General features: G+C 63.4%; 12 protein-coding genes. 10 read left to right on the top strand and 2 right to left on the bottom strand.

The window, feature by feature from the left end:
- Window positions 1–14: 14 nt before the first annotated feature.
- From DU478_RS05835 to DU478_RS05820, 4 genes are all read left to right on the top strand, one after another.
- Window positions 15–254: an HNH endonuclease signature motif containing protein gene (locus DU478_RS05835; RefSeq protein WP_158545748.1), complete on the top strand. Its 240-nt coding sequence runs from the start codon at window positions 15–17 to the stop codon at window positions 252–254.
- A 136-nt stretch (window positions 255–390) separates the two neighbouring features.
- Entirely contained in the window at window positions 391–1,056 is a 666-nt protein-coding gene (locus DU478_RS05830) for a DNA-binding protein (RefSeq protein ID WP_114510000.1), read from the top strand.
- Between the two features lie 52 nt (window positions 1,057–1,108).
- Window positions 1,109–1,876, top strand: a complete 768-nt coding sequence (locus tag DU478_RS05825) for an NmrA family NAD(P)-binding protein (RefSeq protein WP_114509999.1) — start codon at window positions 1,109–1,111, stop codon at window positions 1,874–1,876.
- Window positions 1,877–1,936: 60 nt separating this feature from the next.
- The gene (locus tag DU478_RS05820) at window positions 1,937–2,410 is read left to right on the top strand and encodes an AtaL-like protein (RefSeq protein ID WP_114509998.1); all 474 of its coding nucleotides are present in this window, start codon (window positions 1,937–1,939) and stop codon (window positions 2,408–2,410) included.
- A gap of 377 nt (window positions 2,411–2,787) precedes the next feature.
- On the opposite strand, the gene DU478_RS05815 is transcribed toward DU478_RS05820, so the two are convergent.
- Window positions 2,788–3,789 carry a helix-turn-helix domain-containing protein gene (locus DU478_RS05815; protein WP_114509997.1) on the bottom strand — a complete coding sequence of 334 codons (1,002 nt, stop codon included), beginning with the start codon at window positions 3,787–3,789 and terminating at the stop codon, window positions 2,788–2,790.
- 162 nt (window positions 3,790–3,951) lie between these two features.
- Between DU478_RS05815 and DU478_RS05810 the strand changes: the two genes are divergently transcribed.
- The 4 genes from DU478_RS05810 to DU478_RS05795 are packed head-to-tail and all read left to right on the top strand — an operon-like array spanning window position 3,952 to window position 6,217.
- A complete protein-coding gene (locus DU478_RS05810) occupies window positions 3,952–4,716 on the top strand; it encodes an SDR family oxidoreductase (protein ID WP_158545747.1) in 765 nt (254 codons plus the stop codon).
- 21 nt (window positions 4,717–4,737) lie between these two features.
- Window positions 4,738–5,268, top strand: a complete 531-nt coding sequence (locus DU478_RS05805; protein ID WP_114509995.1) for a hypothetical protein — start codon at window positions 4,738–4,740, stop codon at window positions 5,266–5,268.
- Window positions 5,269–5,303: 35 nt separating this feature from the next.
- On the top strand, window positions 5,304–5,786 hold the full coding sequence (locus DU478_RS05800) for a hypothetical protein (RefSeq protein ID WP_114509994.1): 483 nt from the start codon (window positions 5,304–5,306) through the stop codon (window positions 5,784–5,786).
- A complete protein-coding gene (locus tag DU478_RS05795) occupies window positions 5,783–6,217 on the top strand; it encodes a hypothetical protein (protein WP_114509993.1) in 435 nt (144 codons plus the stop codon). The genes DU478_RS05800 and DU478_RS05795 overlap by 4 nt, the downstream gene beginning before the upstream one ends.
- A gap of 24 nt (window positions 6,218–6,241) precedes the next feature.
- Here the strand turns inward: DU478_RS05795 and DU478_RS05790 are convergent, their stop codons facing one another.
- The gene (locus DU478_RS05790; protein ID WP_114509992.1) at window positions 6,242–7,267 is read right to left on the bottom strand and encodes a helix-turn-helix domain-containing protein; all 1,026 of its coding nucleotides are present in this window, start codon (window positions 7,265–7,267) and stop codon (window positions 6,242–6,244) included.
- Between the two features lie 186 nt (window positions 7,268–7,453).
- On the opposite strand from DU478_RS05790, the gene DU478_RS05785 reads away from it, so the two are divergent.
- Both DU478_RS05785 and DU478_RS05780 read left to right on the top strand, forming a co-directional pair.
- Window positions 7,454–7,912, top strand: a complete 459-nt coding sequence (locus DU478_RS05785) for a (2Fe-2S)-binding protein (RefSeq protein WP_114509991.1) — start codon at window positions 7,454–7,456, stop codon at window positions 7,910–7,912.
- A gap of 3 nt (window positions 7,913–7,915) precedes the next feature.
- Window positions 7,916–10,159, top strand: a complete 2,244-nt coding sequence (locus tag DU478_RS05780) for a xanthine dehydrogenase family protein molybdopterin-binding subunit (protein WP_114509990.1) — start codon at window positions 7,916–7,918, stop codon at window positions 10,157–10,159.
- Window positions 10,160–10,162 lie beyond the last annotated feature (3 nt).

Below are 10,162 nucleotides of genomic sequence, written 5' to 3'. Positions count from 1 at the left end.
GAACCTTTGGAAGAATGACGACGCAATACCGGAGCGCACCGCTCACGGCTGACCCAGCAAACGGCATGATCCTGCGCGCTGACATCCACCGTCTTTTCGACGCTGGCCTTCTGTCGATTGACGGGGCCGGCTCCGTCTCGGTCAGCGCCGACGTGACCGACGCAGAGTTCCGGCGCTTTCACGAAGGGGTTGCTGCGACAGGCGCGGATCTGGCCAATCTGCAGGCCCGCCCATCTGTCATCGGCGGAGCGTAGATTTCTCGCCGATTTTCCCTCCGCAGTTTTTTTGCCTATCTCAAAAGAACCATCTTCTCAGCACCACCCCGTCGGGGTGGTAGCGCGAGGTAACGGTATTACCGGCGCTTACCATTACCGAAAATGGGAGCCGGACATGGCCCAGAAGAAAAACAACATGTCGCTGGACAAGCAGGTTCGCGACGCAATCCAAAAGCTGACCGCCAACGGCAAGCCGGTCACGAACCAGGCAGTGCGCGACATCCTCGGAGGCGGATCATTTCGCGACATCGCCCCCAAGGTCAAACAAGTCACTGCAGAGATCGCGGCGAAGGAACAGGCAGCGCGGGCCGCACCCGAGATGCCCGAGGATTTTCGCGACGCCGCAGCCGCCATGTGGCAGATGTCCTGGGAACTCGCCGACGAGATCGCAGCATCGGACCGTCGGGCTCATGCCACTGAAATCGAGCGCCTGAAAAGCGAAGTCGACGAGGCGCTCGCGAATTGCGCGCTGGTCGAAGACGAGCGGGACGGCGCTGAGATGCGGGTCCAAGACCTGGAAATGAGGCTCGACGAAGCTCGGGCCCTCCTGCACGATGCGCAACTCGAAATCGCGCGTCTGGATGGGCGTCTGATGGAGCGCGAAAAGGACATCGTGAGCCGGGTAAGGCGGCAGAAATTGCCCCGTGCGCCGGAGGGGCCGACAGAGAACAACACCGACACGCCTCCCGAGACAGAGGACGACGCACAGCTGGACATGTTTTCCAAGGGCAAGGCCGGCAAGAAGAAGCCCGACGACCCCGAGCCCATAGCCGCGGAGTGAGCCCGGCTATGAAACAGTTCCGACGCATCCGGACCGAAAGATTGCGATCCGGATGCGCCGCCGACATCACCCCCGAACCAGAAGTCGTTGCCGATTTCTCCTGACGATCCGGATCGGATCCCTGCGGACGGCCTTCTCGGGCGTCTCCACGCTCTTTCTGCTGAACGGTGTCGTCGCCGATGAGTTCACCCAGGCGCTCCTGGCCCTCGATGTCGCCCGCGAAGTGGGGATCGAACGGATCGTATATCTCTCGGTCATCCACAGCGACCTCTACGTGAACGTGCCGCATTTCGCGGGCAAGTTCGGGGTCGAGCGGATGATCGAACAGATGGGGCTTAAAGCCACCATCCTGCGGCCCGCCTACTTCATGGACAACGAGATCACGATCAAGGATGCGATTGCCGGCTACGGCATCTACCCGATGCCGATCGGGACTCGGGGCATCGCCATGATCGACGCCCGCGACATCGCAGAGATCGCAGCCCTCGAACTGATCCGGCGCGAAACGGCGGACGGGCCGCTGCCGCTGACCCGGATCAATCTCGTGGGCCCGGATACGCTCACTGGGCCGGATGTGGCAGCCGTCTGGTCCGAGGTGTTGGGCCGCGAGATCACCTATCCGGGGGAGGATTTCGCCGGGTTCGAACAGAGCCTGCGCCAGTTCATGCCGTCCTGGATGGCGCTCGACATGCGGGTGATGGCCGAGCGCTTCGTCACCGACGGCATGGTGCCCGAGGCGGGCGACGTCGACCGGCTGGAAACCCTGCTGGGCCGGCCGTTGCGCAGCTACCGCGACTACGCTGCCCAGATCGTGGGCTGACCTCGCGTCCGACCCTTCAAAGGGGGCACGACGCCCCCACCACATCAAAGGACATCCGCTATGATCTATTCGACCGCCACCGTCCCGGTGAACCCCGGAGGCGAAGCTCCGCTGACCCGCGAGCAGGTCTGGGCCGGGCTGGAGCTGAAGGCGCGCGATGCGCGTGAGTTCCTGCCGCCCGGCCTCTGCACCCGCTGCGACGTCACCGAGGAAAGCCCGACCCACTTCGTCCGCGACGCCACCATCGGCGGCACGGACCTGCGCGAGATCATCACCTTCGAGCCCGGCCGCAAGGTGACCTTTTTCCAGGCCACCGGCCCGCGCGAGGGGGCAATCGTCAACGAGATCATCGAGGACGAAACCGGCGCGCTGCACCTGCGCTTCTACTGCTACCTCGGGCTGCGCGACAAAGCGCCCGGTGGCCCCGCAGAAGAGGCCGAACAGGCGCAGTTCGACAGCGAGCAAGGTTACAAGGCCGCACTGCTGTCTACCTTGAAGCGCACACGTGCGTTGGTCGCCGAGAGGCTGAATTGAGATGACCACCGGCTGGCAGAAGACTGCCGGCCGGACTGGACACGGCAGCTATGTGCTATCGTTCAAGTTTGATCCAAGTTGGAGACGAGAGCCGCAGTGCAACAGCCAATGCAACAGTTTTCATCCACGCCCGTTTCGGCCAATGAAACAAGGCATCTCAGGACCGACCGGCACCATCCATCACCGTACTCGAGGTTCGAATCCCCCTGTTCTTGCCATCAATGATCGCACCGTCGAGAACGGCCAGAAGTGACTTTGGAGCGCAGCTACTGAATGCTGACGCTGAAGTCTGCATCGCCGACATTCATCGTGGTCGCGGTGCCGGAACGACTGCGGATATGCCGAGCGCAAGTCGCTGGCGCGCTTCCCACCCGCATCTAAAGGCGATCAGCTCTCAAGGCCTGGGGCGTCGTTCCTGTCCATTTCCTGAAAGCGCGCTGGAACGCTGTCGGGTCTCTATAGCCGACGAGGTGCGCGATCTGCTGGTTGTTCAGATCGCTCTTCACGAGATAGCGGATGGCCAGTCCTTTCCTCGTTTCGTCCAGAAGAAACTGAAAGGTTACACCCTCGTTGGCCAGACGCCGCATCAAGGTGCTTCGGCTCATTCTTAGGCGTCCGCAGACATGGGCAATCGTGGGGTCCGTGACCGAGAATGCCTCCAGCATCGTCGCACGGACCCGTTCCGATAGGGGAATGCCCTTGGACTGGATCATCGACTGGGCGTGAAGATCAGCCTCGGTGGCCTCCCAAAGCTCGGGATTGTCAGAGATGAAGGGAATGCGCGTGTCTGAACGGGCATAAGTCAGGGCAGCCTCCCCTTCGTCCGGGACCTGTCCGAACACGTCGGCCAGCCGATCGCGTTCGTCCTGCGGGAGAGGCAGGCACACCTGCAAGGGCCGGATCGCTTGCCGCGCAAGTGCGTTGGCCTGCGCGTGAAGATAGATGACCTGGGGGCTGCTGAAGGATCCCGGCAAGGTAATGTCGGGGCGATCCGGGGCGACGCGAACGCTGAACTCCGACGTCGTGCGGGACACGACGAACCGCATCGGTCCGAACAGGCTCTTGAACTTTGACATCCGGCCGATGCCGGTCTCGAAATCGGGCGCCGTGGACAACGCGAAGAGAACCGGGATCGCGGGACCGCCCGCCATCCGCAAGCCGAGAAGCTTCGAGACGTCCTGTTGCGTCGACAGGTCCATCATCGCCGCCCAAAGCGCCAGGTATTCTTCGGCAGAGACCAGAAAGGCCCGGTCGTTGCGCTCGGTGGCAACGATCCCCGCGCGAACCAGAACCTTGTCCCATGCGACCCCAAGCATCCCGCAGATCGGTCCGGACAGGACGGCGGATGTGTAGAGCGGGGATCTTTCCGGTTCCTGCATTCTGATACCCCTTTGGTGGGAAACCGATCCGCTTCACCAGAAACGCATCCCGCTCCGCTCGCAACAGACCTGAGACGATCTGCACGTCAATGAGCCGATCTGCATGTCCCAAGCGGTGGATGGGCATCGTGCCCAAGGCCTAACCTGTTCATGACACCTGTGATGGGAGAGATCGACTTGGACCTGAAATCGAAGATCATTCTCGTGACCGGTGGTGGCTCGGGTATCGGGCTCGAATTGACGCGGCAACTCACAACGCTCGGCAATACAGTCATCATCTGCGGGCGGGACGCTGGCAAGCTTGCCGAGGCCGCGCGGGTGACCGGGGCGCAGGCCATCGCCGGGGATGTGACCAGCGCTGACGATCAGGACCGTATCCTGTCGGGCATCGAGGAGCAGCATGGCCGGCTCGATCTTTTGATCAATAATGCAGGCATATTTCTGCCCTACGACTTCGCGACAGATCCCGACGCGCTGCACAAGATCGAGAGCGAGATCGCGATCAATGCCACCGCACCGCTGACCCTGACGCGGCGGGCACTGCCGCTCTTGAAAATGAGCGCGCAGCCGGGAGTTCTTTTCATCGGATCGGGCGGTGCCTTCGTCGCGTTGCCAGGAACGCCCGTCTATTCGGGGACCAAGGCGCTGATCCATCACTGCGCGAAAACCCTGCGCCATCAGTTGCAGCCCCACGGCATTACCGTGTTCGAAGCTCTGCCGCCGGTCGTCGAAACCGACATGACATCGGTTCTGAAGTCCGACAACTTCAAGAAGATGAAGCCCGCCGATCTGGTGCGAGCTATCATTGAAGGCCTGCGCCGGAACCAGACCGAGATGCTGGTGGGACAGTCGCGGCAGATCAAGCTCATGAGCCGGATCGCACCCGCCTTCCTGTTCCGCCAATTCGCCAAGACCGAGTTTCACTGACCCCATGGTCGAGGCCATCCAATGACTCCCGAGCCCTACCGCAGCCGTGTTCATGCGCTGACGATCATCACCTCAGCCGGGTTCTTCGGCGCGAACCTGTTCATCGGGGCGTCGATGGGCGTCTATTGGCTGAGCCTGCCTCCGGCAGACTTTGTCGCGCAATTCTTTCCGCAATTCAGCAATTTCCTCTACACGATCATGCCCCTGTTCCTGGCCATGCTGGCGGGCCTGATCCTGTCGGCCCGGCTGGACTGGGCCGTGGTCCCGGCCCGGCGCAACTGGGTGATCGCACTGTGGCTCTACCTGGGGCTCTCGCTGATCACGATCCTTTATCACATGCCGCTGAACGTGCGCCTTGCGGCGGCGATCGACTCGCCGGTGGGGGATGCGCTGAATTTCTACACGGAGATCGCCCTCATCGGCCCTGTGACGGAAGAGAACGCGGACACGGTTCGCACGATCTGGCTTCTGGGTCATGTCCCCCGCGTTCTGATCACCCTTGCCATCCCCGTCTACGCGCTGCGGGCTATGGCCGCCGTACCCATACGTTGAAACGAATTGGTCCAACGCACAGCAGGTTTCCGACAATGACGCCCGACACCTATCGCAAGACGGTCAATGTCGTGGCCGTCATCTCATCCGCGGCCTTTGCGGGTGGGGGCCTGCTCATTCTCGTCTCCTACGGCATCCGATGGCTCGGGACCGATCCTCTGATCTGCAGGGCAGGCTTCTGGGACGAGTTCCTGAACTTCGCCCTCACCATCATTCCGCTCAACCTGATCACGCTGGTCGGCCTCGTGCTTTCGGTTCGGCTCGATTGGCAGAACCGCCCGGTGCGTCGCCTGTGGATGTGGGCCGTCTGGCTTTACGTCGCCAATACCTTATTCACGCTGGGCTATTTCATCCCCCAGAATATCCTGTTGATCTGGGATATTTACACAGCCTCAGAGGCATCGAGCGTTCGGGCGACCTGGCTGGGTCTGCATGTCGTCCGGGTGGCAATTGCTCTGGCCGTTCCGGTTTTGGCCCTGCTGGCAATTCTCAAGCACTCTGAAAGGACCCCAACATGACACCGACGGTCAAATGGGCGATCACGCTCCTGATGGGTGCCACGATTTTCCGAGCACAGACCATCCTGTTCCTGCCTCAAGTGCAGATGTACGGCGGCCCGGCCCCTGACGGCTGGTTCGGCCCGTGGCTCAGCGACACGATCATCGGCTTTATCCTGCCGGTGATGCTGTACCTGTTCTGGACGCGGCGCGGTTTGGCGGTCTGGGGAGCGCTGGTTGCCTACAACGCCGTGGGGGCCTTCGACTATTCCCAAGGCCTGATTACGCAGGCGATCAGCCCCATGCCGGTCGAAATGGCTTCGGCCACAACGGTCTACCTGGGGATCGGCCTCTTCATGGTCGCCCAGCTCTTGGCCCTCGGGCTGCTGTTCCGCCGCGATGTCATCGCGGACTTCAGAGGAGCGGTTGCGAGATCAGCGGGTCCCGCTTGATCGCTTGTCGCGATGACCCGTTCCCTACTTGGTCTCCGGGTCCTGAGACTGCGAACGCGTCAGGGCCTGCCGAAAAGACGACGGCGCTTGTCCGGTCCATCTTCGGAAACTTCTGGAGAAGCTGTTGGCGTCGCGGTAGGCGAGGACACCCGCGATCTGGTCGGTGCGCAGGGTGGTCTTGGTCAGGTACCGGATCGCGATGTCGCGCCGCGTGGCGTCGAGCACCGACTGATACGACGTGCCTTCCGCGCGCAATCGCCTCTGCAACGTGCTGCGGCTGATCCCGAGGGCAAGGGCCACGTCCTCGGCCCCTGTCCGCCCCGCCGGCATCAGATCGACCAGAGCGCCCCGCACCCGGTCTGCAACCGGCCAGCGGTCGTTCTGCGCCGCCAGTTGAAGCTTCAGGTCGGCTTCGACATCCGCCCAGAAGGCAGGATTCTCGGAAATGAACCGGCGTTTCGAATCCTCGGGCGAAAAGGCGACATAGGCGGCATGCGACCGTTCCGGCATGATCCCGAGATGGCCGGCGATCATGCGGCGTTCCTCCTCCGATCCGTCGAAACCCGCGGCGACCGGGCAAACATGTTGTGCGGCTGCACCGCGAATGTTCTCGACCACGACCACGAGTTGCAGCGCGCCAAGGCTCGGCGGCATCGGAGCCCGCGCATCGACGCTGTCGAATTCCAATCTGAGCAATCCGTCCTCCCGGAAAACACGCATCAGCGTCGGACCGAGGAGCGATTTGAACTGCGACAGACGCATCAGCCCGATTTCCATGTCGGGTGCGCAGGACAGGGTGAAGAAGACCGGGATCACCGGCCCGCGAGAGATCGCAACCCCCAGGTGGGGCACATAGTCAGCTCGCGGCGACAGAACCTCCATTGTGTTCCAGCAGTCGAAATACTGCTGCGCCGTCACGCGCAGCTCGGTCCGCCCATATGGCAGCTCCCCGAGCCCGGCGGTTTCGAGCATCACCATCGGATCGACTTCGAGAATGCGGCAGGCCACGTCGGTCGCCATGAAAAGAGAATAGGTCGGTTCCGTGTCCATGGCCTCGGTCTTTGAGCTGTTTCGGCCTGCATGCCACGGGCAGAGGATCGCCGCCAGATGCCGACAGGTCCGTGACCGGATTTGCTTGCCCATGACCGTATCTGCATATCGCCGCCCGGTGTCGCCAGACTTACGCTGGGGTCTACGACGCAACTGGCGTCCTTCACTTCCCGGCCGGAGACCGCCATGGACCTTACGATAAACGGCACTATTCACACAGTAAATTTGCCGGACGACATGCCGCTGCTCTGGGCACTTCGGGACGGTCTGAACATCACGAGCGTCAAATATGGCTGCGGCATCGCACAATGCGGCGCCTGCACCGTGCATATCGACGGTGAGGCCGTGCGCTCCTGCCAGGTGGCACTGGGCGATGTCTGGGGCGAGATCAAGACGATCGAGGCGCTGGGGACACCGGACGCGCTTCATGCGATCCAAAGGGCATGGATCGACCACCAGGTTGCGCAATGCGGTTACTGCCAATCCGGCCAGATCATGCAGGCCGCCGACCTGCTGTCCCGCAATCCAGAGCCGTCCGATGACGATATCGACGCGGCCATGTCCGGCAACCTGTGCCGGTGCGGGACTTACCCCCGCATCCGCGCGGCCGTCCACGCCGCCGCCAGCGCGATGCGGGAGGCTTGAGCCATGGGGCGAGTCAAAAACATTGCCCGCCGCAGCTTTCTGATCGGGTCCGCTGCCATCCTCGGCGGGGTTGCCTTCGGGGCTTGGTTCGTCACGCGCCCGACGCCAAATCCCTTGCTGGATGATCTGGCCGAGGGCGAGGCGGCGCTTACCCCCTTCGTCAAGATCACGGCGGACGGGATCACGCTGATCGTTCCGCGCGCCGATGTGGGCCAGGGTATTGCGTCGACCCAGGCCATGCTCATCGCGGAGGAACTGGATATCGACCCGGCGACCGTCACGCTCGACCCCGGTCAGCCGCATCAGGCCTATTTCAACGGCACCGTCGCGGCGGACGGTCTGTCTTTTCCCGGATGGGATGAGGGGTTCGTCGCGGAGACGGTGCGCGACCTGATGATGAACGTCGCGCGGCTTTCGGGATCGCAATTCACCGGCGGGTCGTCCTCCACCGCCGACCTTCACGAGACGCTGCGGCGCGCCGGTGCCACCGCCCGCGAGACGCTGAAGGCCGCTGCCGCGGCGCGCACCGGTGTGCCGAGAGCCGACCTGCGGACCGAGGACGGTCACGTCGTGCTGCCCGACGAAACGCGTATCCCCTATACCGAGCTTGCCGCAGAGGCGGCAGGGATCGAGCCGGTGACCGACGTCCCCCTGCGCCCCGCGTCCGAATGGACGCGGCTGGGCAAGCCGTATCAGCGGCTCGACATCGTGGCGAAGTCGACTGGTACGCAATCCTATGGCATCGATGTGACCTTGCCCGGGATGCTGTATGCCGCAGTCCGCGCCAACCCGGGGCGCGGCGGCGGCATGGCGAGCTACTCTCCCGATGCCGCGCTGGCGATGCAGGGCGTGCGTTCGGTCGTCGAGGTGGACGAGGGGCTGGCGGTCATAGCCGACAACACCTGGTTCGCCTTCAAAGCCGCCGAGGCGCTTCAGGTCGACTGGCTCCCCCCCGACTACCCGGCCAGCAGTGATGCGATGTGGCAAGCGCTTACCGATGCGCACGCGGATGAGTTCCAGAACAGCCGACTGCGCGACGATGGTGATGTCGAGGCGGCGCTGAGCGGCGCCAAAGTCATCGAGGCGGAATACCGTTCACCCTTCCTCGCACATGCCGCGCTTGAGCCGCTGAACGCCACGGTGCTGGTCGAAGACGATGCGGTGACGATCTGGACCGCGACGCAGGTCCCACACGTGGTGCGGGATGCCGCCGCCGAGGTGACAGGCATCGATGCGGCCAATGTGATCCTCCATGCCCTGCCGGCCGGCGGCAGTTTCGGCCGCAGGCTCGACCATGATTTCGTCGTGCAGGCGATCCAGATCGCCGCCTCCATGCCCGGCACGCCGATCAAGACCACCTGGAGCCGCGAGGAGGACATGACGCACGATTTCCCCCGACCCCTGCACATGTCGCGCGGGCGCGGGGCGGTGGCAGATGGCCGCGTGCTGGCCTGCGATCTCGACTCGATCAGCCCATCGCTGATCGCCTCATGGTTCGGACGCGTCTTCATCGTGCCGCCGGGCCCGGACGCGATGCTGGTCTGGGGTGCCTTCGACCAGCCCTACGCCATCCCGAACTATCGCGTGACAGGCTATGCCGCGCCGCCGCTGATGCCGATTGGATCATGGCGCTCTCCCGGGGCCTGTTCCAACAGCTTCTTCCACGAAAGCTTTTTGTCCGAGCTGATCCACGCCGCAGGGGCGGACCCGCTCGAGGAGCGGCTGCGCCTGATCGACCACGCGGACTCGCGCCGGGTCCTGGAAGCCGTGGGCGAGATGTCGAACTGGTCAGGCGCCGACATCGGTCCGGGGCGCGGACGGGGCATCGCCTTCGCCTACACGCATGGCGTACCTGTCGCCGAGGTCATCGATGTCACCCTGACCGAGCGGGGCATTCGCATCGACGAGGTCTGGATCGCCGCCGATTGCGGCACCGTCTTCGACCCGGTCAATGCCGAGGCGCAGTTGACCGGGGCCGCCGTCTACGGACTTGGCCACGCGATGAACTGTGAGCTGACCTACGACAACCACACCGTGCAGCAGACGAACTTCGACGCTTTCGAGGGGATGCGCCTGCGCCAGACACCGAAATTCCACACGCGACTTCTGGGGCAAGCTGAAAAGGTCCGCGGTCTCGGAGAACCCGCGACCGCACCGGCGGCACCGGCCCTTGCAGACGCAATCTTTGCCGCGACGGGCCAGCGGCTGCGCGAGATGCCGTTCAACCGATCGGTGGATTTCGCGTGAGAC

Source organism: Thalassococcus profundi, from assembly GCF_003344785.1.
Lineage (GTDB): Bacteria > Pseudomonadota > Alphaproteobacteria > Rhodobacterales > Rhodobacteraceae > Puniceibacterium > Puniceibacterium profundi.
The sequence above is the reverse complement of the archived record's forward strand: the minus strand, read 5'-3'. Positions and strand labels throughout refer to the sequence as shown.

Coding starts and splice junctions, on each gene's coding strand:
- DU478_RS05810 (WP_158545747.1), top strand. CDS start 3,952: ATGGGAGAGATCGACTTGGACCTGAAATCGAAGATCATTCTCGTGACC.
- DU478_RS05795 (WP_114509993.1), top strand. CDS start 5,783: ATGACACCGACGGTCAAATGGGCGATCACGCTCCTGATGGGTGCCACG.
- DU478_RS05800 (WP_114509994.1), top strand. CDS start 5,304: ATGACGCCCGACACCTATCGCAAGACGGTCAATGTCGTGGCCGTCATC.
- DU478_RS05805 (WP_114509995.1), top strand. CDS start 4,738: ATGACTCCCGAGCCCTACCGCAGCCGTGTTCATGCGCTGACGATCATC.
- DU478_RS05830 (WP_114510000.1), top strand. CDS start 391: ATGGCCCAGAAGAAAAACAACATGTCGCTGGACAAGCAGGTTCGCGAC.
- DU478_RS05785 (WP_114509991.1), top strand. CDS start 7,454: ATGGACCTTACGATAAACGGCACTATTCACACAGTAAATTTGCCGGAC.
- DU478_RS05815 (WP_114509997.1), bottom strand. CDS start 3,789: ATGCAGGAACCGGAAAGATCCCCGCTCTACACATCCGCCGTCCTGTCC.
- DU478_RS05825 (WP_114509999.1), top strand. CDS start 1,109: ATGCGCCGCCGACATCACCCCCGAACCAGAAGTCGTTGCCGATTTCTC.
- DU478_RS05820 (WP_114509998.1), top strand. CDS start 1,937: ATGATCTATTCGACCGCCACCGTCCCGGTGAACCCCGGAGGCGAAGCT.
- DU478_RS05780 (WP_114509990.1), top strand. CDS start 7,916: ATGGGGCGAGTCAAAAACATTGCCCGCCGCAGCTTTCTGATCGGGTCC.
- DU478_RS05790 (WP_114509992.1), bottom strand. CDS start 7,267: ATGGACACGGAACCGACCTATTCTCTTTTCATGGCGACCGACGTGGCC.
- DU478_RS05835 (WP_158545748.1), top strand. CDS start 15: ATGACGACGCAATACCGGAGCGCACCGCTCACGGCTGACCCAGCAAAC.